The sequence below is a fragment of the Rhizobium sp. WYCCWR 11128 genome (genome assembly GCF_013416305.1).
GTDB classification, from domain to species: domain Bacteria; phylum Pseudomonadota; class Alphaproteobacteria; order Rhizobiales; family Rhizobiaceae; genus Rhizobium; species Rhizobium indicum.
Genome location: NZ_JACCEZ010000002.1, coordinates 489,458 through 514,749, shown reverse-complemented (window position 1 = coordinate 514,749; position 25,292 = coordinate 489,458). Strand labels below are relative to the sequence as shown.

The 25,292-nt window shown below is 62.0% G+C and carries 20 protein-coding genes; 16 read left to right on the top strand and 4 right to left on the bottom strand.

What is annotated here, in order from left to right; translation table 11 throughout:
* Nucleotides 1-83: 83 nt before the first annotated feature.
* From HX898_RS10190 to HX898_RS10160, 7 genes are all read left to right on the top strand, one after another.
* On the top strand, nucleotides 84-1,586 hold the full coding sequence (locus HX898_RS10190; RefSeq protein ID WP_180194592.1) for an altronate dehydratase family protein: 1,503 nt from the start codon (nucleotides 84-86) through the stop codon (nucleotides 1,584-1,586).
* Between the two features lie 90 nt (nucleotides 1,587-1,676).
* On the top strand, nucleotides 1,677-2,696 hold the full coding sequence (locus HX898_RS10185; protein ID WP_180194591.1) for an aldo/keto reductase: 1,020 nt from the start codon (nucleotides 1,677-1,679) through the stop codon (nucleotides 2,694-2,696).
* 9 nt (nucleotides 2,697-2,705) lie between these two features.
* Nucleotides 2,706-3,152: an RbsD/FucU domain-containing protein gene (locus tag HX898_RS10180; protein WP_180194590.1), complete on the top strand. Its 447-nt coding sequence runs from the start codon at nucleotides 2,706-2,708 to the stop codon at nucleotides 3,150-3,152.
* Between the two features lie 208 nt (nucleotides 3,153-3,360).
* Nucleotides 3,361-4,350, top strand: coding sequence for an ABC transporter substrate-binding protein (locus tag HX898_RS10175; protein ID WP_138332398.1), 990 nt, complete (start codon nucleotides 3,361-3,363; stop codon nucleotides 4,348-4,350).
* A gap of 108 nt (nucleotides 4,351-4,458) precedes the next feature.
* Complete coding sequence (locus tag HX898_RS10170; RefSeq protein WP_138332397.1) at nucleotides 4,459-6,012, top strand: sugar ABC transporter ATP-binding protein; 1,554 nt, start codon at nucleotides 4,459-4,461, stop codon at nucleotides 6,010-6,012.
* Nucleotides 6,013-6,039: 27 nt separating this feature from the next.
* Nucleotides 6,040-7,014 (top strand): ABC transporter permease, encoded by a 975-nt coding sequence (locus HX898_RS10165; protein WP_138332396.1) that lies wholly within the window; start codon nucleotides 6,040-6,042, stop codon nucleotides 7,012-7,014.
* Nucleotides 7,015-7,077: 63 nt separating this feature from the next.
* Nucleotides 7,078-8,097, top strand: coding sequence for a zinc-binding alcohol dehydrogenase family protein (locus HX898_RS10160; RefSeq protein ID WP_138388246.1), 1,020 nt, complete (start codon nucleotides 7,078-7,080; stop codon nucleotides 8,095-8,097).
* Between the two features lie 414 nt (nucleotides 8,098-8,511).
* Here HX898_RS10160 and HX898_RS10155 read toward each other — a convergent pair whose 3' ends face one another.
* Together HX898_RS10155 and HX898_RS10150 are read right to left on the bottom strand one after the other, a co-directional pair.
* On the bottom strand, nucleotides 8,512-9,237 hold the full coding sequence (locus HX898_RS10155) for a copper homeostasis protein CutC (RefSeq protein ID WP_180194589.1): 726 nt from the start codon (nucleotides 9,235-9,237) through the stop codon (nucleotides 8,512-8,514).
* Nucleotides 9,234-10,481, bottom strand: a complete 1,248-nt coding sequence (locus HX898_RS10150; protein WP_180194588.1) for a LysR family transcriptional regulator — start codon at nucleotides 10,479-10,481, stop codon at nucleotides 9,234-9,236. The genes HX898_RS10155 and HX898_RS10150 overlap by 4 nt, the downstream gene beginning before the upstream one ends.
* 520 nt (nucleotides 10,482-11,001) lie before the next feature.
* On the opposite strand from HX898_RS10150, the gene HX898_RS10145 reads away from it, so the two are divergent.
* From HX898_RS10145 to HX898_RS10120, 6 genes are all read left to right on the top strand, one after another.
* Nucleotides 11,002-11,910 carry an ABC transporter substrate-binding protein gene (locus tag HX898_RS10145; RefSeq protein ID WP_003545119.1) on the top strand — a complete coding sequence of 303 codons (909 nt, stop codon included), beginning with the start codon at nucleotides 11,002-11,004 and terminating at the stop codon, nucleotides 11,908-11,910.
* Between the two features lie 87 nt (nucleotides 11,911-11,997).
* Complete coding sequence (locus tag HX898_RS10140; RefSeq protein ID WP_180194587.1) at nucleotides 11,998-13,164, top strand: ABC transporter permease; 1,167 nt, start codon at nucleotides 11,998-12,000, stop codon at nucleotides 13,162-13,164.
* The gene (locus HX898_RS10135; RefSeq protein ID WP_138332391.1) at nucleotides 13,161-14,105 is read left to right on the top strand and encodes an ABC transporter ATP-binding protein; all 945 of its coding nucleotides are present in this window, start codon (nucleotides 13,161-13,163) and stop codon (nucleotides 14,103-14,105) included. The genes HX898_RS10140 and HX898_RS10135 overlap by 4 nt, the downstream gene beginning before the upstream one ends.
* Nucleotides 14,102-14,851, top strand: coding sequence for an ABC transporter permease (locus HX898_RS10130; protein ID WP_180194586.1), 750 nt, complete (start codon nucleotides 14,102-14,104; stop codon nucleotides 14,849-14,851). The genes HX898_RS10135 and HX898_RS10130 overlap by 4 nt, the downstream gene beginning before the upstream one ends.
* 56 nt (nucleotides 14,852-14,907) lie before the next feature.
* Nucleotides 14,908-15,303, top strand: a complete 396-nt coding sequence (locus HX898_RS10125; protein ID WP_138332389.1) for a VOC family protein — start codon at nucleotides 14,908-14,910, stop codon at nucleotides 15,301-15,303.
* An 80-nt stretch (nucleotides 15,304-15,383) separates the two neighbouring features.
* Nucleotides 15,384-17,843, top strand: coding sequence for a glycoside hydrolase family 2 protein (locus HX898_RS10120; protein WP_180194585.1), 2,460 nt, complete (start codon nucleotides 15,384-15,386; stop codon nucleotides 17,841-17,843).
* 213 nt (nucleotides 17,844-18,056) lie between these two features.
* Here the strand turns inward: HX898_RS10120 and HX898_RS10115 are convergent, their stop codons facing one another.
* Nucleotides 18,057-18,449: a PRC-barrel domain-containing protein gene (locus HX898_RS10115; RefSeq protein ID WP_011650296.1), complete on the bottom strand. Its 393-nt coding sequence runs from the start codon at nucleotides 18,447-18,449 to the stop codon at nucleotides 18,057-18,059.
* A 246-nt stretch (nucleotides 18,450-18,695) separates the two neighbouring features.
* On the opposite strand from HX898_RS10115, the gene HX898_RS10110 reads away from it, so the two are divergent.
* From HX898_RS10110 to otsA, 3 genes are all read left to right on the top strand, one after another.
* Nucleotides 18,696-20,396 (top strand): long-chain fatty acid--CoA ligase, encoded by a 1,701-nt coding sequence (locus HX898_RS10110; RefSeq protein ID WP_138332387.1) that lies wholly within the window; start codon nucleotides 18,696-18,698, stop codon nucleotides 20,394-20,396.
* Between the two features lie 151 nt (nucleotides 20,397-20,547).
* Entirely contained in the window at nucleotides 20,548-22,173 is a 1,626-nt protein-coding gene (pgi, locus tag HX898_RS10105) for a glucose-6-phosphate isomerase (protein WP_138332386.1), read from the top strand.
* 549 nt (nucleotides 22,174-22,722) lie between these two features.
* A complete protein-coding gene (gene otsA, locus HX898_RS10100) occupies nucleotides 22,723-24,138 on the top strand; it encodes an alpha,alpha-trehalose-phosphate synthase (UDP-forming) (protein WP_180194584.1) in 1,416 nt (471 codons plus the stop codon).
* Nucleotides 24,139-24,212: 74 nt separating this feature from the next.
* On the opposite strand, the gene HX898_RS10095 is transcribed toward otsA, so the two are convergent.
* Nucleotides 24,213-25,175 (bottom strand): acyl-CoA desaturase, encoded by a 963-nt coding sequence (locus HX898_RS10095; RefSeq protein WP_180194583.1) that lies wholly within the window; start codon nucleotides 25,173-25,175, stop codon nucleotides 24,213-24,215.
* Nucleotides 25,176-25,292 lie beyond the last annotated feature (117 nt).

Sequence of the window (25,292 nt, the reverse complement as noted above, 5' to 3'; positions counted from 1 at the left end):
TGTTCTAAATTAAAGAGTTAGAGCATGATGTCGTCCGAAAACCGCTGACACTTTTCGGTATCATGCTTTAGGGAGATAGAGACTTGGACAAACTGCCTTGGATCATCCTTTCGGCCGGCGACAATGTCGCGGTTGCAACGGCGGCAATCGCGCCGGGTTCGACGGTTGCCGGCATTCAGACCCGTGAGAAGATCGACCCCGGCCACAAGGTGGCGATAGCGGATATTCCGCTCGGGTCACCCGTGGTCAAATATGGACAGGCGATCGGCCGCACGACGGCCGAGGTCAAGGCCGGCGACCATGTGCACAGCCACAACCTGCATTTCGAAAACGACCGGCTGGCGGCGACCGCCAATTCGGCGCCGGAAACAGCGTCGGCCGACGACGTGGGGCGCACCTTCATGGGCTATCGCCGCGCCGACGGGCGGGCCGCGACCCGAAACTATATCGGCATCATCGCCAGCGTGAACTGTTCCACCACGGTCTGCCGGGCAATCGCCGATGAGGCGAACCGGACGATCCTGCCGCATTATGAAGGCATCGACGGTTTCGTGCCGATCGTGCACGACCAGGGCTGCGGCATGAGTTCGACCGGCGACGGCATGAACGTGCTGCACCGGACGCTGGCCGGCTATACAAGACATGTGAATTTCGGCGGCGTGCTGATGATCGGCCTCGGCTGCGAGGTCAATCAGCTGACGCTGTATGGCCAGAGCGGTGCGGGCGCGTCGAAGCGGCATTTCAACATCCAGGATGCCGGCGGTTCGCGCCGCGCGGTCGAGCGCGCCATGGGCATGCTGCGCGAAATCGCCGCCGATGTCGGCAAGGAAAAGCGCGTGCCGATGTCGATCGGGGAGATCATCATCGGCTTGCAATGCGGCGGCTCGGACGGCTTTTCCGGCATCACCGCCAATCCGGCGCTGGGTGTGGCGGCCGACCTGCTGGCGGCGGCCGGCGGCACGGCGATCCTGTCGGAGACCTCGGAAATCTATGGTGCGGAGCACCTTTTGCGCAGCCGCGCCGTCAGCGACGAGGTGGCAAAGAAGCTCGATGACAAGGTCGCCTGGTGGGAAGATTACGTTGCTCTGCACGGCGCCTCGCTCGACAACAACCCGTCGCCGGGCAACAAGCGCGGTGGGCTGACAACCATCCTCGAAAAGTCGCTCGGCGCGGTTGCCAAGGGTGGGCGTTCGCCGCTGACGGCGGTTTATGGTTATGCCGAGCGCGTCACGGCCCCCGGTCTCGTCTTCATGGACACACCCGGCTACGACCCGGTCTCGGCGACCGGCCAGGTGGCCGGCGGGGCAAACATGATCGCCTTCACCACGGGCCGCGGCAGCTGCTTCGGCTGTCGGCCGGCGCCGTCGCTGAAGCTTTCCAGCAATTCGGCGCTCTTTGCCTCGATGGAAGAGGATATGGACATCGATTGCGGTACGATCGCCACGGGTGACGCGACGATCAGCGGCAAGGGCCGCGAGATCTTCGACCTCATCGTCGATACGGCATCGGGCAAGAAGACCAAGAGCGAGCTCTTCGGCTACGGCGACAATGAATTCGTGCCGTGGCATCTGGGTGCGACGCTGTAATCATTGTTTTACGCAATCCCGGACGGAAAACCGCTTCACACTTTTCCTGGGACTGCTCCAGATAGTTCAGCTTCTTCGTGAGGAGGAATGATGAAGACGAGACGGATCGGCAAGACCAAGCTGGAGGTGACCGAAATCAGTTTCGGCGCAGCCGCCCTCGGCGGTCTCTACCGCGCCTGCCCGCGCCAGGTGGCGATCGACACCCTGCAGGCGGCCTGGGACAACGGCATCCGCTATTTCGACGTGGCGCCCTGGTATGGGCTCGGCCTTGCCGAACGGCGGGTCGGCGATTTTCTGCGCGACCAGCCGGATGGCAGTTACGTGCTTTCCACCAAGGTCGGCCGGCTGCTTCGGCCGGTGCCGACCGGCACCGTGCCTGACTACAGCTATGTCGATCCGCTCTCCTTCGATGCCGATTACGACTATTCCTATGACGGCATCATGCGCTCGGCCGAATTCAGCTATGCGCGCCTCGGACTCAACCGCATCGATATTCTCTATGTGCACGATCTCGGCGTCTACACGCATGGCGCGGCGAAGAATGCGGTCCACCAGAAGCAGTTTCTCGATTCCGGCGTGAAGGCGCTGGAGGAACTCAAGTCGTCTGGCGCGATCTCCGCCTTCGGCCTCGGCGTCAACGAAGTGCCCGTCTGCCTCGACGTCATGCGCCATTCCGATCTCGACTGCATCCTGATGGCCGGCCGATACACGCTGCTCGACCGCTCCGCCGTCGCCGAACTGCTGCCGCTCTGCCGTCAGAAGGGCACCTCGCTCGTCGTCGGCGGCGTCTTCAACTCGGGCATTCTCGCAACCGGCCCGGTGCCGGGTTCGCATTTCGACTATATGCCGGCTGATGACGACGTGCTTGCCAAGGTCGGCGCCATGGAGGCGATCGCCAAGAGCCACGGCGTGCCGCTGGCAGCGCCCGCCCTGCAGTTTCCGCTGCGTGAGCCGATCGTCGCATCGGTGCTGATCGGCACGGCGAAGCCCTCGAGCCTGACGCGCAATATGGAGATCGTCGAGCCGCGGCTTGCCGACGAGATCTATGCCGAATTCGAACCCTATACGCTGGTCGCGCCGCCGCTCGGCGCCGAAGCCGTCCGAGTCTGAGGAGAGATTATGCTCAAGGGTATTCATCCGCTGCTTGGCCCCGACCTGCTCCATGCATTGAAGACCATGGGACATGGCGACGACATCGTCATATCGGACGCCAATTTTCCCTCGAGCTCGATGGGCCCGCCGGTCATTCGCGCCGACGGCGTCAGCGCCACTGACATGGCCGAGGCCATCCTGACGCATATGCCGCTCGACACGTTCGTGCCGGAAGCGGCGTGGCGGATGGAAGTGGTCGGCGATCCCGATGCGATGCCCGAGGTCTGCACCGAGTTCCAGCAGATCGTTTCCAAGCACGCCGGCGATTTCCGCATCGTGCCGGTGGAGCGTTTTGCTTTCTACGCGATGGCCCGCAAGGCCACCTACATCGTCGCAACGACGGAATTCCGGCTGTACGGCAACCTGATTTTGAAAAAGGGCGTTGTGCATCCGCACGAGGTCGACAAGGCCTGATCCCTATTTTAGGGTATCGTTGTATTGGAATAAAATCAGTTGCTTGGCGGGAGTTTACCAAAGCAAAAAAGCCGGTTTGGCGCTCTTGCAATTTGATTGCGCCTCGGCTAGCTTCACCTGGCAAATGTTTTTTATCGATAAAAATCGTCCGCCTGCGTTCAGCGGCCGATTTATTCGGAGGAGAACGCACCCTGAGAGGAGAACCCTTATGAGCATCGTGAAATCCCTTCTGTCCCGCCGCGCCTTTACCGCGCTTGCAGGCGCCGCAGTCATCGCCACGGCGATGCCGGCACCATCGTTTGCCGCCGACGTGACGATCCCGATCATCGTCAAGGACACGACGTCCTTCTACTGGCAGATCGTTCTGGCCGGCGCCCGCAAGGCCGGTCAGGATCTCGGCGTCAACGTGCCGGAACTCGGCGCACAGGCCGAGTCCGACGTCAACGGCCAGATCAGCATTCTGGAGAACGCCGTTGCCGGCAAGCCGGCCGCCGTCGTCATTTCGCCGACCGAATTCAAGGCGCTCGGCAAGCCGATCGATGAAGCGGCCAAGTCGGTTCCGATCATCGGCATCGACTCGGGCGCCGACTCCAAGGCGTTCAAGTCGTTCCTGACGACCGACAACGTTCAGGGCGGCCGCATCGCCGCTGACGGCCTGGCCGCCGCTATCAAGGGCGCCACCGGCAAGGAAGAGGGCGAAATCGTCATCCTCACCAATCTTCCGGGCGTCGGCTCGCTGGAACAGCGCCGCGAAGGCTTCCTGGATCAGGTGAAGACCAAGTATCCCGGCCTGAAGGTCATTGCCGACAAATACGGCGACGGCCAGGCAACGACCGGCCTCAACATGATGACCGACCTGATCACGGCAAACCCGAACCTCGTCGGCATCTTCGCCTCGAACCTGATCATGGCGCAGGGCGTTGGCCAGGCGATCGCAGAAAACAAGCTCGGCGAGAAGATCAAGGTCATCGGCTTCGACAGCGACGACAAGACGGTCGGCTTCCTCAAGGATGGTGCGATTGCCGGCCTCGTCGTTCAGGACCCCTACCGCATGGGTTATGACGGCGTGAAGACCGCTCTTGCCGTCTCCAAGGGCGAGAAGGTCGAAGAGAACGTCGACACCGGTGCAAACCTCGTCACCAAGGCGAATATGGCCGATCCGAAGATCGACGCGCTGCTGAACCCGAAGATCAAGTAACAAAAACAGACAGGCCGCGCCGGCTTCAAAAACCGGCGCGGCTTTTTCCATCCGTGCTATGTTTTGCGGGGGATGGAGAGCAGACGCGACACAAGGAGGAGAGGTCCCATGATCGGACTGGAAGAGGTCAGTCATCGCCATGATGACAGTGCGACGCTGAAAGAAGCCAATCGAATTCCCGCCGGATCGCCTATCCTCGAACTCAAGGGCCTGCAGAAGAATTACGGTCATGTGCAGGCGCTGAAGCCAGCGACGCTGACCTTTCTCGCCGGCGAAATCCACGCCATCGTCGGGGAAAACGGCGCCGGCAAATCCACCCTGATCAAATTGCTGACCGGCGTCATCACCCGCACGGCCGGCGAAGTGCTGTGGTGCGGCCAGCCGGTAGGGCTGTCGACGCCGAACGAGGCGATCGCCCGCGGCATTAACGCCGTCCACCAGGAAGTCGTGCTCTGCCGGCACCTGACGGTCGCCGCCAATCTCTTTCTCGGCGACGAGGTCAACCGCTTCGGCCTGATGCGCAAGAAGCAGATGGAGAAGATGGCGCAGGCCGTGCTCGACGATCTCGGCTTCGGCCTGCCGGCCGGTGCGCTGTTGAGCTCGCTGACGATCGGCCAGCAGCAGCTGGTGGCAACGGCGCGCGCGGCGATGCGCGGCACGCAGTTCCTGATCTTCGACGAACCCACAGCCTATCTCACACGCCAGGAATCGGCACAGCTCTTCAAGCTGATCCGCCGGCTGCAGGGCGAAGGCGTCACCATCGTCTATATCAGCCACCGCATGGAGGAAGTGTTCGAGCTTGCCGACCGTGTCTCGGTGCTGCGCGACGGCACGCATGTCGGCACGCGCCTGATCGGCGAGACCAACGATGCCGAACTGATCTCGCTGATGATCAACCGCTCGATCGAACAGATCTACCACAAGGAAAAGATTGCGATCGGCGAGACGATCCTCACGGTCAACGGCCTCTCCGGCCCGGGCTTCGAAGACGTGTCGCTGAGCGTCAAGGCGGGACAGATCGTCGGCCTCTACGGCCTGATCGGCGCAGGGCGCAGCGAATTCGCGCTCGGGCTCTACGGCCGCCAGCCGACGACATCGGGCGATGTCGAATGGATGGGCAAGCGTGTCGACATCCGCAACGAACGCACCGCCATGGAGCTCGGCATTGCGCTGGCGCCGGAAAGCCGGCGCGACCAGGGACTTTGCCTCAACCTGCCGATCGGCCTCAACATCAACCTGCCGGTCTTCGGGCGGCTGAGCCACGGGCCGGTGATCAATCACACGCGCGAATCGGCCAATGCCGACCAGCAGATCCGCAATCTCAGCATCAAGACGCCGAGCCGGCGCGTTCCGGCCTCCAGCATGTCGGGCGGCAACCAGCAGAAGATCGTCATCGGCAAGTGGCTGAGCCATGGCGCCCGGCTTTTCATCTTCGACGAGCCGACCGTCGGCGTCGACGTCGGCACCAAGGCGGAAATCTACCGGCTCTTCGCCAAGCTTCTGAAGGACGGCGCGGGCATCATCCTGATCTCCTCCTATCTGCCCGAGGTCTACGAACTGGCCGACCGGCTGCACGTCTTCCGCGCCGGCAAAATCGTCGCGAGCCATGACTATCACGCGGCGACGCATGAAGAAGTGCTCAGCGAAGCGATCGGCGTCTGAGCCAAAAGAATAAGAGGGAGAAAATTCATGACTGCCACCCCCACTGAAATCGTCGCACCGCCGCCGCGCCGGAAAATGAACATCCTGTTCGGCCTGACGCTGATCGGCCTGCTGATCTTCCTCTGGATCGTGCTCGGCCTTGTCACCCCGAGCTTCTGGACACCGCTCAACATTTCGAACCTGCTGCGTCAGGGCGCGATGACGGCGATCCTCGCGCTCGGCCAGACCTTCGTCATCATCACCGCCGGCATCGACCTTTCGGTCGGCGCCATCGTCGGCTTCTGCACCGTGATCATCGCCTGGCTGCTGCAGGCGGGCGTGCCGGTCTGGGGTGCGATCGCGCTGACGCTGCTCATGGGTGTGGCGATCGGCGCCTTCCATGGCTTCGGCATCGTGCATATGGGCCTGCCGCCGTTCATCATCACGCTGGCAACCCTGACATCGCTGCGCGGCATCGGCCTGCTGATCACCAACGGTTCGACGATCAACATCACCAATGAGGGCTTCAGCAATTTCGCCCGCGCCGATCTGCTCAGTATTCCGAGTCTGTTCTGGATGGTCATCCTGGTGGCGGTGCCCTCCTTCATCTTCCTGCATCTGAGCCGGTGGGGCCGCTATCTCTTCGCGGTCGGTTCGAACGCCGAGGCGGCGCGCCTTTCCGGCGTCAACGTCAAGGGCATGATCTACCTTGCCTATATCCTGTCTGCCTCCTTCGCCGCCTTCGTCGGCGTGCTGCTCGCCTCACGCATCGCCATCGGCAATGCGACGCAGGCCGACGGCTGGGAACTGCAGGCGATCGCCTCCTCCGTCATCGGCGGCACCAGCCTGTTCGGTGCGGTCGGCTCGGTGCATGGCCCGCTGATCGGCGCCTTCATTCTCGCCACCATCAACAACGGCGCCAACCTTCTGAACGTCAACTCCTTCTGGCAGCGCATCATCACCGGTCTGCTGATCATCGTGATCGTGTTCTTCGACCAGCTGCGCCGCCGCCGGAGCAATTGAGCGACAAGAGACAGCCGGCCTGAACAGGCCGGCTTCCTCCATTCCAGGAATGCGAGACCCGTCATGAAAGCAGTTCTTTGCCGGGAGCCCGGCGTGCTCGATATCGTCGAGCGTCCCTCGCCAGCGGCTCCCGCCGCCGGCTGGGTGCGGCTTGCCGTCAGCCATGTCGGCATTTGCGGCACCGATTACCACATCTTCGAGGGCAAACATCCGTTCCTCGAATATCCCCGGGTGATGGGGCATGAGATCTCGGCAACGGTGCTGGAAGCGGGCGACGGCGTTGCCATGGCGGTCGGCACGCCCGTCATCGTCAATCCCTATCTCTCCTGCGGGCAATGTATCGCCTGCCGTCAGGGCAAGCCGAATTGCTGCACCAATATCAAGGTGCTCGGCGTCCATACGGATGGCGCCTTCTGCGAGGAGATTTCGGTTCCGGCCGAGAACCTCTATGCCGCCAAAGGTGTAAGCCTCGAAGCGGCGGCAACGACCGAGTTTCTGGCGATCGGCGCCCATGCGGTGCGCCGTTCGATGACCGGTGCGGGAGCACAGGCGCTCGTCATCGGCGCCGGGCCGATTGGCCTCGGGGCGGCGATCTTCTCGCGCATCGCAGGACATGAGGTGACGCTGCTCGATACCAGCAGCGAGCGGCTGCAGATGGCATCCGAGCGTTTCGGCTTCACCTCCGGCATCGTTGCCAACGAGGCGACGGCGGAAGCCGTCCGGGAAAAGACCAATGGCGACGGTTTCGACGTGGTCTTCGATGCGACGGGGTACGGACCTTCGATGGAGAAGGCCTTCTCCTTCGTCGCCCATGGCGGCGCACTGGTGCTGGTCAGCGTCGTCAAGGACGATATCCGCTTCTCCGACCCCGAATTCCACAAGCGCGAGATGATGGTGATCGGCAGCCGCAACGCCACCCGCGTCGATTTCGAGCATGTCGCGGATTCGATCGCCAAAGGGCTGGTGCCGGTGGACAAGCTCATCACCCACCGCACGACGCTTGCCGATGCGCCGCGCGATCTCGCGCGCTGGGCGCATGAGAAGAATGGGTTGATCAAGGCGGTGATCAGTATTGGTGGTTAGGGCAATTTCGGGAACAGTCTGAAGCGGCTGAGTTCTGTTCAATACCACGGCTGTCCGTTTTGCGCTTGTGGCTGCCCCTCACCCTACCGGGGCCTGCCATGCAACAGCGTAAGGGAACGGCGAGGACGCGGCAAATCTCTTCTCCCCTCGGGGAGAAGGTGCCGGCAGGCGGATGAGGGGGCCACATGGCACACCCCCTCCTCTCATAACCTGTCCCGCGACGCCGACGGCAACGCCCTGAGACAACGCGAGCCGGTGAAACCCGCATGGACGTTGGGAAAGACCGGCTTCGCCGGCCCCCTCATCCGCCCTACGGGCACCTTCTCCCCGCTGGGGAGAAGAGGGAGTCGAGAGGTCACGGCATGTCTGTCCGAAGGACGGGTCAAGACCTGTGGCTCGACCCAGGCTACAAGTCTAACCCGCCGCCTCAATTGCCCTACGCATCTGCCTGACAATCGCGACATCCGTCTTGTTCGTACTCTTCGCCTCGAAGCCGAAGGCCACCGCGCGCGGATCGGCGCTTTCGACCGGTGAACTGCAGGAGCCGTGGACCTCGCGGGCGCCGGTCGCCTTCAATATCTCGCCGACATTTGCCGGGCGGATGCCGCTGCCGGGCATGATGGCGATGCGGCCGGCGGCCTTTGCCGAAATGCGCTTCAGCGTGTCGAGGCCGTCGGCCGCCTTCAACTTGCAGCCGGAGGTCAAGATGCGTTCGCAGCCGAGTTCGACCGCCTGCTCCAGCGCCTGATCGGTATCCGGCACCAGATCGAAAGCGCGATGCAGGGTCGAGCCGAGGCCGGCCGCATGCGCCTTCAAACGGTGGATCAACGGCATGTCGAGCGTACCATCCGGCCGGTTGGCGCCGATGACGACACCGGCAAGGCCAGCGGCGCGTACGGCGTCGATATCGATCATCATCGCTTCCTCGTCTGCCCCGTCGAAGACGAAGGGCCCGGCATGAGGGCGGATCATCGCATAGACCGGAATGGGCGCCCGGGCGGCGATCCGCATCAAGCTCGGCAGCGGCGTCAGGCCGCCGAGCTCCAGCGCCGAGCAGAGCTCGATGCGCCCGGCGCCACCCTCGATCGCGGCGGCAAGGCCTTCGGCGCTGTCCACACACACTTCGAGCAAGATCGTCACGCTGCAGTCTCCCTGGCTCTGGCGTCCGTCGGCCTTATGGTGCGCGCGACGGTTTCCGACGTAATTCTGGCCGCCACCTCGATGATGACAGTGCAGGCATCGGCGGCGGCTTTGCGATGGTTGAAGGCGACGTGATAGGACATCGGCAGATGCTCGTCGAGATCGACGATGCGTACCTTGTCGGCGATCGGCATGGCGCTGACGCGGCCGAGGAAGGAGACGTAGCCGTGATTGGTGACGAGGTCGACGATGACAGGCAGCGAATCCGCCGCCGTGATATCCTGGCCGCGCAGGCGCCGGTTGGGCGCGCGTTCATAGCTGAAGGCCATGGCCGCATGGCCGAGGCCGGTGCGCGGGCTCGGCATGCAGATCGGGTGGCCGGCGACGAGATCGGCGACGCTGGTCTCGGTACTGTCAGGCGGGGCGATCACCACCATCTCGGTCTGCAGCAATTCGCGATGGCGGAAGCTTTCCAGCCCGAAGACCGAATCCAGGATCGCGACATCGATGCGGCCGCTCTTCAGCGCCTCGCGCAGATCGTCGGCGGTCATCGAGACCAGCGAAATCGCATTGTTGTTGCGGCGCATATTCCATTCGGAGACCAGCGCGCCCAGGCAGCGCGCTACCCAACTTTCCGATCCGGTCGGGATGATCGAGCCGATGCGCAGCGACCGGGCGGTGCGCCGATAACGCTCGTCGGCCGACGATTTGAGATCGTTCCACGCCTGGCTGATCGCCATGAAGATCTGGTAGGCGCGCCTGCCCTCCTCCGTCAGCACCGAGCCCTGCGCCTGCCGTTCGAACAGGCGGTGCTTAAGAAATTTCTCAAGATTGGCAAGCTGAAGCGAAAGCTGCGGCTGACCGAGGCGAAGGCGGCGGGCGGCCCGGTTGATGCTGCCCTGGTCGGCAACTTCGAGAAAACGCTCCATCGTGACGATCTTGACGGGAATGCGGGATGCCCAGGCTTCGTCGATCTCGGCGGCGGCGGCGTCATGGCCGGCCCATTGGCCGAGCTCACCGATCGCAGCCATGATCGGCTTGAGACCTTCCAGCACCCTGCCGCTCGCAATCAGCGTCGCCAGCTCGCCGGAGGCGCGTTCCGTCAGCGTCATCGCCAGTTCGGTCTCGAGATTGTGGATTGCCGTCGAGACAGTGGAGGGCGACAGCTGGAAGCGCCGCGCGGTCTCGCGGACCGAACCGGAGGTCAGGACATGGCTTGCGATGAACAGGGCACCAAGATGCAAACGTCCGCCTCCGGAAAGCGCTGGAAAAACCGGACGATATGATGTGTTCAGGAAAAAAGATATCCCTGCCTCCGGAGAGGCGGGCTATCGTTCGATCATAGAAAAATCCGGGCGGCGGGAATCCGCAACAGAGCCTGGGAATATCGTGGAAACACGCAAGGGGACAAAAACAAATCGCGCCGGCCTTGGAAAAGGGAATGCGTTTCCGCGCGCGGAGGTGCATTCGCCGCCATAATCGTGCCGCGACCGCAAATACTGGAGGGGGCTTGCATCGATTTTTCGGGCATGAACGCTATTTCCATGACGCACGCAATTCCGGCATGATGGCGACTTGGTCGCCTTCGCCGGCGGATTTCCTATGCGCAGGCCTCCCGCCAAGGGCTTGGGCAACTGCATAATTCCTGAAGTCGGAGCCGATTTCAGGATAAATTATGCAGAAATTCAAAGTGCTACAGCGTCCTTGCACGTCTGAAAGACGTGCGGCGCTGTAGGTCAACGGTGTTTAACAAGGGGATATTCCATGCTGAAGAAACTCGCACTTGCCGTTTCGCTCTCCGCCTTCGCGGTGGGTGCGGCCCATGCCGCCGACGTCGTCGTCTCGTCGAAGATCGACACGGAAGGCACGCTGCTCGGCAACGTCATTGCGCTCGCTCTCGAAGCCAATGGCATCAAGACGCAGGACCGCATCGCGCTTGGCGCGACACCCGTCGTGCGCAAGGCGATCACCGCCGGCGAAATCGACATCTATCCCGAATATACCGGCAATGCCGGCTTCTTCTTCAACAAGGCCGATGACGCCGCCTGGAAGAACATCGACCAGGGCTATGAGCTGGCGAAGAAGCTCGATTACGACGCCAACAAGATCGTCTGGCTGACGCCGTCGCCTGCCAACAACACCTGGGCGCTCGCCGTGCGCAGCGATGTTGCCGGCCCGAACAAGCTGAAGAGCCTTACGGACTTCGGCAAATGGGTTGCCGGCGGCGGTGCCGCCAAACTTGCCGCCTCCGCCGAATTCGTCAATTCGGCCGGCGCGCTTCCCGCCTTCCAGACGACCTACGGCTTCCAGCTGAAGCCCGACCAGATGGTCGTTCTTTCCGGCGGCGACACGGCGGCAACGATCAAGGCGGCCGCCGATCAGACGAACGGCGTCAACACCGCCATGGTCTACGGCACCGACGGCGCCATCGAAGCGGCCGAACTCACCGTTCTCGAAGACGACAAAAATGTGCAGCAGGTCTATGCCCCGACGCCGATCATCCGCGAAGAGGTGTTGAAGGCCAATCCGAAGATCGAAGAAGTGCTCTCGCCGATCTTCAAGAGCCTGACCGCCGACGAGCTGCGCAAGCTCAACGCCAAGATCCAGGTCGACGGCGAGCCGGCAAAGTCCGTCGCCGAAGCCTATCTCAAGGAAAAAGGCTTCCTGAAGTAGTGATAGCCCGCTCCGCCCGATTAAGGGCGGAGCCTCCTTTGCTGATAGGGTTGGGCTGACAGGGTTGGCCAGACAGGGTTGATTTGAATGGCAGAAACCTTAGCGGTCCGCAGGCTGGACCGGCTCGGCGTGGTTCTGGTGGCCGGCGGCATCGCGGCGACAGCACTGATGCCCTTCATCTACGTGAAGGCAAACCGCATCGCCGCCGGCAAGCCGATGCTGCTGATGCAGCTTCTTCCCCAGCCTTCGGTCATCATCCTGACCGTGCTCCTCCTTCTCACCGCTTTCGCCACGCTGTTCCTCACTAATGCGATAGCGCGGCTTATCATCGGCACACTCTGCCTTGCGGCGCTGATCGTTGCGATCGGCCTGGTCTCGACGGCGGCAACGCCCCCCGGCAGCACGGTGGCGCGCATGACGCCTGGCGGCGGCTTCTGGGCACTGTTTGCCGTGATCGGCCTGGTCATATCAGATGCGCTTGTCAAAATCCGGCTGGCGCCCTGGATGCGGGTCGCAGCCCTTGCAGCCTATACGGCGCTGCTCTTCATCTCGCTCTCCTCCGGTCTGCTCGACAGCCTTTCGATCATGAAGGAATTCTCGACCCGGGCCCCGCAATTCGAGACCGAAGCGATATCGCATCTGCTCTTGGCGTTCGGCTCGCTTGCCATCGCCATTATTCTCGGCCTGCCGCTCGGCATCCTCTGCTTCTGGGTGCCTAAGCTGCGCACCGCCGTGCTGCAGGGGCTGAGCCTCATTCAGACGATCCCGAGTCTGGCGCTCTTCGGCTTGTTGATGCTGCCGCTCGGCTACCTCGCCACCCATGTGCCGCTCGCTGCCGCGATCGGCATCCGCGGCATCGGCACGGCGCCTGCCCTGATTGCGCTGGTGCTCTATTCGCTGCTGCCGATCGTCGCCAACACCGTCGTCGGCCTGCAGGGCGTCGACCCTTCGGTGCGCGATGCTGCGGCCGGCATGGGGCTGACACGTTTGCAGATCCTTGTTGGAATCGACATGCCGCTCGCCTTCCCGGTCATCCTCACCGGCATCCGCATCGTGCTGGTGCAGGCGATCGGCATGGTGACGATCGCCGCACTGATCGGCGGCGGCGGCTTCGGCATCTTCATCTTCCAGGGGCTCGGCCAGACGGCCATGGATCTCGTCCTGCTCGGCGCCGTACCGACCGTCTTCTTCGCCTTCTCATCGGCCGTCATCCTCGATGCGGTCATCGACAGCATCCGGGGATCCGCCGCATGACCATGATCGAGATCAGGAACGTCACCAAGCGCTACGGCGTGGCCACCGTCGTCGACAACGTCTCGATGAGCGTCGAGAAAGGCGAGATCACCGTCATCGTCGGCACGTCTGGCTCGGGCAAATCGACGCTGATGCGGATGATCAACCGGCTGGTGCCGATCACCGAAGGCGAGATCTTCGTCGGCGGACAGAATGTGATGGACGTTGAGGTGACCGAGCTTCGCCGCAAGATCGGCTATGCGATCCAGGGCCACGGCCTCTTTCCGCACCGGACAGTGGCGCAGAATATCGCCACCGTGCCGCAGCTTCTCGATTGGGATTCCGCCCGCATCTCCAAGCGGGTCGAGGAACTGCTCGGGCTCTTCAATCTCGATCCGGCAAGCTTTGCCGACAAATATCCGCATCAGCTCTCCGGCGGCCAGCAGCAGCGCGTCGGTGTGGCCCGGGCGCTGGCGGCCGAACCGGAATTGCTGTTGATGGACGAGCCCTTCGGCGCGCTCGATCCCGTCATCCGCGGCAAGGCGCAGGACGATCTGCTGGCAATCCAGAAGCAGTTTGGCACGACGGTCATTCTCGTCACCCACGACATGGACGAGGCCTTCCATCTCGGCAATCAGATCGCGGTGATGAGCGAGGGCAGATTGCTGCAATGCTCGACGCCGGAAAAGATCCTCACCGAACCCGCCGATCCCTTCGTGCAGCAATTGACCGGCACCTCCGACCGGGCGCTGAAGCTGATGTCGCTGCTGCCGCTGAAGGAGAGCATGGAGCCGGCCAAGAACGGTCTCGCCTATGCCCTGCCGCAGTCGCTCAGCCTGCGTGATGCACTGGCCGAGATGATCTGGCAGGGGGTCGATGAGGCGGCGGTGCAGGACGGCGAGAAGGAGCCGGTGGGATCGATCTCGATGACGCGGCTTCTCGAACTGGGCCGCAAGGCATGAAGCTCGTCGTCGCCAATCTCTTCCGCCTGGCGGCGCTGGCTTTGCTGCTCATCCTGCTGTTCAGGACGGAGTGGCTTTCCTTCATGCTGGTGCCGCTGACCAGCAACAATGCGCCTGCCGTCTATACGCAGAACAGCCTTGCTTCGCTCGCCGCCGGCCATCTGCAGCTGGTGATCGGATCGATCGTCTGCAGCGCCGTGCTTGCCGTTGTCGGCGGCATCTTCGTGACGCGGGAAAGCGGGGCTGACTTCCTGCCGCTGTCGCGCGCCATCGCCAATGCCGGGCAGACCTTTCCGCCGGTCGCGGTGCTGGCGCTCGCGGTTCCCGCCACCGGCTTCGGCGCCATGCCGACGCTGATTGCGCTCTTTCTCTACGGCCTGTTGCCGATCTTCGAAAACACCGTCGCCGGCTTGAAGCAGGTTTCGCCGCAGGTTCTCGATGCTGCCGACGGCATGGGCATGAACGGCACGCAGCGGCTGCTGCGGGTCGAGGTGCCGCTTGCCTTGCCGCTGATCCTCGAAGGGCTGAAGGTCGCGACCGTGATCAATATCGGCACGGCGACGATCGGCTCGACGGTTGCGGCAAAGGGTCTCGGTGAGGTCATCATCGCCGGGCTGATTTCCGACAACACCGCCTTCATCCTGCAGGGCGGCCTGATCGTCGGCCTGATGGCGGTGCTGATCTATGATGCCATGGGCTTGGTCGAAGCGGCGATTACCCGAAGAATCGGCTTGCGCGCGGCGTAGGAGGGCGAGTACCAAGATGCCGTAACTGCGGCGCTGTAGTGCAATGGGAGGCAGACTTGGCGAAGATGATCCACTCCATGATCCGCGTTCTCGATGAGGCGCGCTCCGTCGGTTTCTACGAGAGGGCCTTCGGCCTTTCGGTCGCCGACCGCGTCGATTTCGAAACCTTCACGTTGATCTATATGAGCAATGCCGAGACCGGCTTCGAGCTGGAACTGACGGTCAACAAGGGCCGGACCGCGCCCTATGACCTCGGCAATGCCTATGGCCATCTCGCCGTCTCGGTCGAAGAGGTGGCGGTCGAGCGCGAGCGGCTGTCGAAGCTTGGGCTCAAGCCCGGTGAACTGGTGGAGCTCAACCGCGACGGCAAGCTCTTCGGCCTGTTCTTCTTCATCAGCGATCCCGATGGCTACAAGATCGAGGTGCTGCAGCGCCACGGCCGGTTTCTCTGAGGCATCTGACGCCGAACCACCGATACGGTCCAACCACAGATAATCCCACAGCTTCAAGCGGCATGCATCAGGAGCCCGCCATGATCGAAAAGACTGCGCTCAATTCCGGCTGGACGCTCTCCTGTAACGATACAGCAAGACCCGGCCTGCCGGCTGCGATACCCGCGACGGTGCCGGGCTGCGTGCATCTCGACCTTCTCGCCAACCGGCTGATCCCCGATCCCTATATCGACGTCAACGAGATCACCAGTGACTGGATCGGCAAGACCGACTGGACCTATCGCTGCAGCTTCGAGGCGATGCCGGATGATGGCAAGGTGCAGGAGCTCGTCTTCGACGGGCTCGATACCGTCGCGGTGATATCCCTCAACGGCGAAGAGATCGGCCGCACCTTCAACATGCACCGTACCTATCGTTTCGATGTTTCCCGGCTGCTGAAGGCTGGCCAGAACGAACTCACCGTCACCTTCCGCTCGGCTTACGCCTACGGTGCGGAGATGGAAAAGCATTACGGCTACCGTCCCAACAACTATCCGGGACCGGGCAACCTGATGCGCAAGATGGCCTGCAATTTCGGCTGGGACTGGGGGCCGACGCTGGTGACGGCGGGCGTCTGGAAGCCCGTCCGGCTGGAAAGCTGGGATCGGGCGCGGCTTGCCGAAACGCGGGTGTCGGCGACACTTGCCGGCGGCGACGGGCTGGTAAAAGTGCATGCCAGGCTGGCGCGGCATGGCGATAAGGCGCCATGCAAGCTCATCGCCGAAATTGGCGGCGGCGTGACCAAGACGGTGGTGATCGGCGCCGGCGAAGACGAGGTTTCCTTCGAGCTTGCCCTCCCCTCGCCGCAGCTCTGGTGGCCGCACCATCTCGGCGCGCAGCCGCTTTATCCGCTGACGCTCAGGCTGATCGGCGAGGCCAGTGACGATCTGCTCGACGCTCACGAGCGCGAACTCGGTTTCCGCTCGCTGCGGCTCGATACCTCCGCCGACGAGCATGGCTCGGCCTTTACCTTCGTCATCAACGACGTGCCGCTCTTCATCTGCGGGGCGAACTGGATTCCGGACGATTGTTTCCCCCCGCGGGTGACGGCCGAGCGTTATGCCGCTCGGATCGAGGAGGCAAAGGCCGCCAATATCCACATGCTGCGCGTCTGGGGCGGCGGTATTTTCGAGGCCGACGAATTCTATGAGGCCTGCGACCGCGCCGGTATGCTGGTCTGGCAGGATTTCCTCTTTGCCTGCGCCGCCTATCCGGAAGAAGAGCCGCTCAGAAGCGAGGTCGAGGCGGAGGTGCGCGACAATGTCGTGCGGTTGATGCCGCATGCCTCGCTGGTGCTCTGGAACGGCAATAATGAGAATATCTGGGGCTTCGACGAATGGGGCTGGCGGCCGATCATCAAGGCGGGCGAAAGCTGGGGGCTGGGTTATTATCTCGACCTGCTGCCGAAACTCTGCATCGAACTCGATCCGGACCGGCCCTATTATCCCGGCAGTCCCTATTCCGGCTCAATGGAAATCGAACCCAATGCCGACGCACATGGCTGCAAACATATCTGGGACGTGTGGAACGATGTCGGCTACGAGGTCTACCGCAATTATATCCCGCGCTTCTGCTCTGAATTCGGCTGGCAGGCGCCTGCAGCCTGGGCAACGATTGAAGAAAGCGTGCACGACGCGCCGCTGACGCCGCAATCGAACGGCGTCTTTCACCATCAGAAGGCAACTGATGGCAATGACAAGCTGATCCGCGGCCTATCCGGCCATCTGCCGGAGCCACGGACAATGGATGACTGGCACTTCGCCACCCAGCTCAACCAGGCGCGCGCCATCCGCTTCGGCGTCGAACACATGCGCTCGCATCGGCATATCTGCAAGGGTGCGGTGGTCTGGCAGTTCAACGATTGCTGGCCGGTGACCTCGTGGGCGGCCCTCGATTCGGCCGGTCGCCGCAAACCGCTCTGGTATGCGCTGAAGGCGGCCTATGATCCGCGCCTGCTGACGATCCAGCCGCGCGGCGGCGGGCTTGCGGCGGTGGCCGTCAATGAACGAACGCTGTTCTGGCGGGCGAAGATCAGCGGCAAACGCATGAAGCTCGACGGCACCGTGCTTGCCGAATTCGAATTCTGGCGGCTGCTGTGCGACCGCTTCGAGGCAAAGGAATTTCCGCTGCCCAAGGATATCGTCACTCCCGACTTACCGAAGGACGAGGTGATCGTCGTGCAGATGCTCGACCGGCGCGCCTTCCATTATTTCGTCGAGGATATCGAGCTTGCCTTGCCGGCACCGCGGCTGACTATCCATGTCGTCGGGATCGACGGCGGGTATCAGGTCAAGGTGACGGCGCAAAATTTCCTCAAGGATCTTTGCCTGATGGCAGACCGGCTGGATCCGGATGCCGTTGTCGATTCGATGCTGGTGACGCTGTTGCCGGGCGAGAGCCATGTGTTTGCTGTGAAGACGGCAAAGGCGATTACCGCAGACGCCATTGTCGTCGGCGCCGTTCTGCGATCGGCCAACGATCTTGTTGTCGGCTCGCGGTAGCGGCTGCTCCTCACCCTAACCCTCTCCCCGTAAAACGGGAGAGGGGACGTGCCATGCAAGAGGCTGGCGAGGGACGGAGAGCTTACGGCATGGTCTCTTCGCCCCGTTTACGGGGAGAAGGTGGCGGCAGCCGGATGAGGGGCGCGAGCCAGTCGCCAAACACCAAAAGGCCCCGCATCCGCGGGGCCCTTCCAGCTCGGCTATCGGACGACGTTACATCCAGTAGGGCGGCACGCCGTAGTAATCATAGACCCGGCGGCCATTGTCGTTGTACCAGGTGTCGTCATCGTCCGAATAGCTCGGGGCGCCTTCGATCTGCTCCTTGGTCAGGTCGATGCGATAGCCATCCAACTGGGTGTCGTAGTTCAGCTTTTCCCAGGGAAGCGGATAGTGATCGTGACCGATACCCAGGAAGCCGCCGAAGCTCAGCACGGCATAGGCAACACGGCCGTCGAGCTTTCCGATGATCAGGCGTTCGATCGAGCCGATATGCTTGCCATCTGCCCCATAGACACGGGTGCCCTCGACGCGGTCGCTGGCGATTAGCGAGTGGGTGCTCTTGACATTCGGGTCACGGCGGGTGGCGTCGGTATCCTGGTTCAACATTGTGCACCTCCTTTTGGTGTTTCCTCATGATGAGTATGCAAGATCAACGTGATGGCGGACTCAAAGTTCCCCATCTTTCCATGATCGTGCGCTGGCGGAATGTTGACGTTTACGTCAAGGTTAGTATAGCTTCATTCGGCTTGAACCATTCAGGCAATGGCATAAGCTGCCGCACTGGAAGATGGAGGATCTTTCTGGTTATCTGCCGAATGATGTCGGCGCGGCGGCCGCAGGGGAGAGAGACAGATGAACAGCATTTCCGTCCATCCGAACGGAGCCAAGCCCGACAAGCCCTGGCTTGCGGCCTATCCCGATATCGTTCCGGCAGAGATTCCGCCGCTGGAATATGCCTCGCTTGCCGAACTGCTCGAAAAATCCTGCGCCCGTTACGCCGACCGGACCGCCTTTTCCAGCATGGGCAAGGCGATGCGTTACCGCGAGCTGGAGAGCCAGACGCGCAAACTCGCCGCCTGGCTGCAAAGCACCGGCCTTCAGAAGGGCGACCGCGTCGCCGTGATGATGCCGAACGTGCTGCAGAACCCGATCGCGACCTACGCCATCCTGCGCGCCGGCCTCGTCGTCGTGAACGTCAACCCGCTCTATACGCCGCGCGAGCTCGAACATCAGTTGCGGGATTCCGGCGCCAAGGCGATCTTCGTGCTGGAGAATTTTGCCCGCACGGTGGAGCAGGTCCTCAACAAGACCGATCTCCGCCATGTCGTCGTCACCTCGCTTGGGGAAATGCTGGGGCCGAAGGGGCTGATCGTCAATTTCGTCGTGCGCAAGGTGAAGAAGCTCGTTCCCTCCTGGTCGATCCCTCAGCACAAGAGCTTCGGCCAGGTGCTGCGCGAAGGTGCGGGAAAAAAGCTCCAGCCGGTCACGCTGACGGGCAGCGACATCGCCTTCCTGCAATATACCGGCGGCACGACGGGCGTCGCCAAGGGCGCGGTGCTGACGCATGAAAACCTGCTCGCCAACAAGCTGCAGCTGTCCCTCTGGCTGCGATCGGCCTTCGAGCGCAAGAAAGAGCCGGAGGTGCTGAATTTCCTCTGCGCCCTGCCGCTCTACCACATATTCGCGCTGACGGTGAATTCGCTGATGGGCATGTCGCATGGCGCCCACAATATCCTGATCGCCAATCCGCGCGACATTCCCGGTCTCGTCAAGGAATTCGAAAAATCGAAGGTGCATATCTTCCCCGGCCTCAACACGCTGTTCAATGCGCTGATGAACAATGCCGATTTCGCCAAGCTCGATTTCTCGTCGCTGATCATGTCGCTCGGCGGCGGCATGGCCGTGCAGCGTCCGGTCGCCGAACGCTGGCTGAAGATGACGGGCACGGCGGTGACGGAAGGCTACGGCCTTTCCGAGACATCGCCCGTTGCCACTGCCAACCGCTTCGATTCGCCTGAGTTCACCGGCACGATCGGCCTGCCGCTTCCCTCCACCGACCTCGATATCCGCGACGAGGACGGCAATTCGCTTCCGCTCGGCCAGGTCGGTGAAATCTGCATCCGCGGGCCGCAGGTGATGGCCGGCTACTGGCAGAAGCCGGAAGAGACGGCGCGGGTGATGACCGACGACGGCTACTTCCGCTCGGGCGACATGGGTTTCATGGACGAGCGCGGCTATACCAAGATCGTCGACCGCAAGAAGGACATGATCCTGGTCTCGGGCTTCAACGTCTATCCGAACGAGATCGAGGAGGTCGCCGCCATGCACGCCGGCATCCTCGAGGCCGCGGCCATCGGCGTGCCGGACGGACATTCGGGCGAAGCGGTAAAACTCTTCGTGGTCAGGAAGGATCCGAACCTGACGGAAGCCGAGGTGAAAGCCCATTGCATCGCCAACCTCACCAACTACAAACGCCCGCGCTTCATCGAATTCCGCACCGAGCTGCCGAAGTCGCCGGTCGGCAAGATCCTGCGCAAGGACCTGCGCGGCTGAATTTGACGATTTGATGAATTAGAGGCTTTCCTGAAGGGGCCATCCGCTTGCCGCGGGTGGCTTTTTTCCATTTCGACAGGCGGCTGAACTTGATTTGCGGGTGAGAAAGCGAATAGTTTCCGCAACCTTTCCGCCTCCAAAGGAGCCTCCCATGAACGCCATCGTCGAACAGCTGAAAAGCACCGCTGATGCCACCAAGGCGACAGATATCCGCGCCGCCTTCGCCGCCGATTCGCAGCGCTTTTCGCGCTTCTCCGTCGCGCTTGACGACCTGCTGATGGATTTTTCCAAGACAGCGGTGAATGACGACATCCTCAAGCTCTTGGTGAAGCTTGCCGAAGACGGCGGCGTCGAAAAGAAGCGCGAGGAAATGTTCTCCGGCAAGGCGATCAATTTCACCGAGGACCGTGCCGTTCTGCACACCGCGCTGCGCAACCGTTCCAACACGCCGGTGCTGGTCGACGGCAAGGACGTCATGCCCGACGTCAATGCGGTGCTTGCCGCCATGGGCAAGTTTGCCGACGACGTCCGCTCCGGTGCGCTGAAGGGCGCGACCGGCAAGGCGATCACCGACGTCATCAATATCGGCATCGGCGGCTCGGATCTCGGGCCTGTCATGGCGACGCTGGCGCTTGCCCCCTTCCATGACGGCCCGCGCGCGCATTTCGTCTCCAACATCGACGGCGCCCATATCGCCGACATCCTGAAGCTGGTGCAGCCGGAAACGACGCTGTTCATCGTCGCCTCGAAGACCTTCACCACCGTCGAGACGATGACCAATGCGCAGACGGCGCGCAATTTCATCGCCAAGGCGCTCGGCGAAGCCGCCGTGCAGCACCACTTCGCCGCCGTCTCGACGGCGCTCGACAAGGTCGCCGCCTTCGGCATCGATAGCGCCCGCGTCTTCGGCTTCTGGGACTGGGTCGGCGGGCGTTACTCGATCTGGTCGGCGATCGGCCTGCCGTTGATGATCGCCGTCGGGCCGGAGAATTTCGGCAAGTTCCTCGACGGCGCCCATGCCGTCGACAATCATTTCCGTAAGGCGCCGATTACCGAAAACCTGCCGATGCTGCTCGGCCTGATCGGTTTCTACCATCGCAATGTGCTTGGTTACCCCACCCGCGCCATCCTGCCCTACGACCAGCGCCTGTCGCGCTTCCCGGCCTATCTGCAGCAGCTCGACATGGAATCGAACGGCAAGGGCGTCACCATCGACGGCACGCCGGTCGAAGGCAATTCCGGCCCTGTCGTCTGGGGCGAACCCGGCACCAACGGCCAGCATGCCTTCTACCAGCTGATCCATCAGGGCACGAGCATCATCCCGGCCGAATTCATGATCGCCGCCAACGCCTTCGAGCCGGAGCTGCGGCATCAGCATCAGCTCTTGATCTCCAACGTTCTCGCCCAGTCGGAAGCACTGATGAAGGGCCGCACCTTCGCGGAAGCCAAGAAGCAGCTGACCGACAAGGGCATGGACGACAAGAAGGCCGATTTCATCGCCCCGCACCGCGTCTTTACCGGCAACCGTCCGTCGATCACCTTCGTCTATGACAAGCTGACCCCTTATGCGCTCGGCCGGCTGATCGCGCTTTACGAACACCGCGTCTTCGTCGAAGGCGTGCTCTTCCGCATCAATTCCTTCGACCAGTGGGGCGTCGAGCTCGGCAAGGAACTGGCGACGGGCCTGCTGCCGGTTGTCGAAGGCAAGGAAAGTGCAGCATCGCACGACTCCTCGACACAGGGCCTGGTTGCGGCGCTGGCGAAGCTTGCGAAGTAAGCGATCGAGATTGCCCCTCACCCTAACCCTCTCCCCGTTCTGACGGGGAGAGGGGACGTGCCCTGCGAGAGGCGAGTGAGGAACGGAGAGGTCACGGCATATTCCCTTCTCCCCGTCAGAACGGGGAGAAGGTGCCGGCAGGCGGATGAGGGGCTGACGCTGGCTCCAACCTTACAAACCAATCTCACGCGCCGGGGCGGATTGGCGCCAACATCGTCATTGCGGCCGCAAATGATGAACTGATATCAGCGGGCCTGGGGCATCCGCACGATGGGCTTCGTCGTACGAAACCGGATGAACGTTCTTCTAATCAAAAAATTATAGAATGAATTCTTTCAATTCGTTGGAATCGCCCTAGATTCAAGCAAAATCTGTGCGGAAAATGCTCCGTTCGTTGTTCTTGTTGGCATCTGCACCGGGCCGCTCGCGTCCGGGTCGGCTCTGTCGATGTCGGCGCTTTCACTGCATGGTCCCTGCCCAAGTTCAGGAGATGCCTCAAGACGCTCGTCACACAGCGTTTTCATGTCCCATCTTCACTAAAGGAAGCTCATGAGCCGTCTTATCGTCGTTTCCAATCGTGTTCCCATGCCGGCCAAAGATGGGAGCGCCGCTGCCGGCGGCCTGGCCGTCGCGCTGCAGGCAGCCCTGCAGGAGCGTGGCGGCATCTGGATGGGATGGTCGGGAGAATCGAGCGGGGACAGGGAACCTGGCCCGCTGTCGCAACTGCAGAAGGGCAACATCACCTATGCGCTGACCGATCTCACCGACACGGACGTCGAGGAATATTATCGCGGCTTTGCAAACCGTGTTCTCTGGCCCATCTGCCATTATCGCCTGGACCTCGCCGAATATGGCCGGAAGGAAATGGCCGGCTATTTCCGCGTCAACCGCTTCTTCGCACACAGGTTGGCGCCGATGATCGAGCCGGACGACATCATCTGGGTTCATGATTACCACCTCATTCCGCTGGCGGCCGAACTCCGACAAATGGGGCTGAAGAACCGGATCGGCTTCTTCCTGCATATTCCCTGGCCGCCGGCCGATATTCTCGTCACGATGCCCGTCCATGAGGAAATCATGCGCGGGCTCTCGCATTACGATGTCGTCGGCTTCCAGACCGACTACGACCTCCAGAACTTTGCCGGGTATCTCAGAAGGGAGGGAATTGGCGACGACCTCGGAAATGGATTGTTCGATTCCCATGGACGGATATTCAAGGCCGGCGCCTATCCGATCGGGATCGAAACTGCCGGTTTCGCCGAGTTCGCCGAGAGGGCCGCAAACCATATCATGGTACAGAAGACCCGGCGCAGCGTTGAAGGCCGGGACATGATCATAGGGGTCGACCGCCTCGATTATTCGAAGGGCATCATTCAGCGGCTGGAAGCGTTCGAAACCTTCCTCACCAGCAATCCTGCCTACCAGAACAAGGTCACCTATCTGCAGGTCACGCCAAAATCACGATCGGAAGTTCCCGAATACGAGCATATGCAGAAGATGGTTGCCGAACAGGCCGGCCGCGTCAACGGCGCCATCGGAACGGTCGACTGGGTGCCGATCCGCTATGTCAACCGATCGATCAGCCGCAACGTGCTTGCCGGCCTCTACCGGCTGGCGACAATCGGGCTGGTCACGCCGTTGCGCGACGGCATGAACCTCGTCGCCAAGGAATATGTCGCCGCCCAGGACCCGGATCGGCCGGGCGTATTGGTGCTATCGCGCTTCGCCGGCGCGGCTCGAGAGTTGAAGGGCGCACTGCTGGTCAATCCTTACGATGTCGAAGGCACTGCCAATGCGATCGCCAAGGGCCTTGCCATGTCGCTGGAGGAGCGCCGCGACCGCTGGAGCATGATGATGGAGCATCTGCTAACCCACGACGTCTCGCTTTGGTGCGAAAACTTCTTGCGGGACTTGGTACTTGCTCCCGAGCTTCAACCGGAGCGTGACTCCCGGATAGGCTCCTGATCGATCGACGTCGACCCGTCCTTCGGACCCGAGGGAAGAAGAGGAATCGAGACGTAGCAGCAAGGAGGAGGCACTTACGGGCGAGATTCCGCGTGACCTGCTGCGTGATGTGGCGGATGACTGTCACCCGCCGTTTCAGTTGCGTCGATGCGTCTCAACCCTCGCCGTTGCACGATCGTGTGCGGGAGCTTGATCGCCGAAGCCAGACCGAGCCTTGCCAGCAGCCAGATGAAATACCAGCCGAGATCCAATTGCCCCGGCTCGATGCCGAGCCGCGCCGATTCCGGAAAGGCGTGATGGTTGCCGTGGAAGCTCTCGCCGAAGGTCACCAGCCCGAAACGCGGCAGGTTATAGCCCTGCACCGCGACATCATCGACACTCCAGCCCTGATGGCCGGCTCGATGCGCGAAATGACCGACCAGCCAGTGTCCGGTCAGCGACACCGATATCCGCACAGCAATACCCCAAACCACCCATGGCAGTCCGCCGAGTGTGAAGAGCGCGAGTCCCAAGGGAATCTGTTGCGCCATCCATGTCGCCTCCAGGAAGCGATAGAAGTGGTCGCGCCGCTCGCGCTCCTCGAGGATGAAACGCGGCGGATGATCAAGCATCACTATGCAATGCATCTGCCAGAAGGCATCGATGAAGAAAGACCGCCGATGGGCATAGAGGTCATGGCAGTCTCGCTGCCGTTGCGCCCAGTCGCGAATGTCGTGCGCGTAGATCATGCCGAAGGGGCCGGCCATGCCGACCAGCGTACCGAGATAGACGAGAAAGTGCTCGATCCAGATATGAGTGCTGAATGAGCGATGGATCAGCAGCCGGTGCATACCGACCGAATGACCAAGGCAGATCGTGATGGCGGTCAAGAGGATAAAGACGGCAAAGGCGCTCCAGGTGAAGGTCAGTGGGCCACCAATGATGGCAATCAAGGTCATGGCGGTGATCCAGATCGACTTTGCGGGCATCCAGACCACTCTGCCCTTCACCGGATCGCTCCCGTTGTCGATCATTCGTCCAGTGGAAATACTGCTCATGACAAACTCCTTCCCATCGGGCGCATTCTCTACTTGAACATCGCCTACCAATTCATTATTTAAGAAATTACCTAATTACCTTGCGCGAACGGAAGCAATTAAGCAATGCATTAATTC

Coding starts and splice junctions, on each gene's coding strand:
- HX898_RS10185 (WP_180194591.1), top strand. CDS start 1,677: ATGAAGACGAGACGGATCGGCAAGACCAAGCTGGAGGTGACCGAAATC.
- HX898_RS10180 (WP_180194590.1), top strand. CDS start 2,706: ATGCTCAAGGGTATTCATCCGCTGCTTGGCCCCGACCTGCTCCATGCA.
- HX898_RS10175 (WP_138332398.1), top strand. CDS start 3,361: ATGAGCATCGTGAAATCCCTTCTGTCCCGCCGCGCCTTTACCGCGCTT.
- HX898_RS10170 (WP_138332397.1), top strand. CDS start 4,459: ATGATCGGACTGGAAGAGGTCAGTCATCGCCATGATGACAGTGCGACG.
- HX898_RS10165 (WP_138332396.1), top strand. CDS start 6,040: ATGACTGCCACCCCCACTGAAATCGTCGCACCGCCGCCGCGCCGGAAA.
- HX898_RS10160 (WP_138388246.1), top strand. CDS start 7,078: ATGAAAGCAGTTCTTTGCCGGGAGCCCGGCGTGCTCGATATCGTCGAG.
- HX898_RS10145 (WP_003545119.1), top strand. CDS start 11,002: ATGCTGAAGAAACTCGCACTTGCCGTTTCGCTCTCCGCCTTCGCGGTG.
- HX898_RS10140 (WP_180194587.1), top strand. CDS start 11,998: ATGGCAGAAACCTTAGCGGTCCGCAGGCTGGACCGGCTCGGCGTGGTT.
- HX898_RS10135 (WP_138332391.1), top strand. CDS start 13,161: ATGACCATGATCGAGATCAGGAACGTCACCAAGCGCTACGGCGTGGCC.
- HX898_RS10130 (WP_180194586.1), top strand. CDS start 14,102: ATGAAGCTCGTCGTCGCCAATCTCTTCCGCCTGGCGGCGCTGGCTTTG.
- HX898_RS10120 (WP_180194585.1), top strand. CDS start 15,384: ATGATCGAAAAGACTGCGCTCAATTCCGGCTGGACGCTCTCCTGTAAC.
- HX898_RS10115 (WP_011650296.1), bottom strand. CDS start 18,449: ATGTTGAACCAGGATACCGACGCCACCCGCCGTGACCCGAATGTCAAG.
- HX898_RS10110 (WP_138332387.1), top strand. CDS start 18,696: ATGAACAGCATTTCCGTCCATCCGAACGGAGCCAAGCCCGACAAGCCC.
- pgi (WP_138332386.1), top strand. CDS start 20,548: ATGAACGCCATCGTCGAACAGCTGAAAAGCACCGCTGATGCCACCAAG.
- otsA (WP_180194584.1), top strand. CDS start 22,723: ATGAGCCGTCTTATCGTCGTTTCCAATCGTGTTCCCATGCCGGCCAAA.
- HX898_RS10095 (WP_180194583.1), bottom strand. CDS start 25,175: ATGAGCAGTATTTCCACTGGACGAATGATCGACAACGGGAGCGATCCG.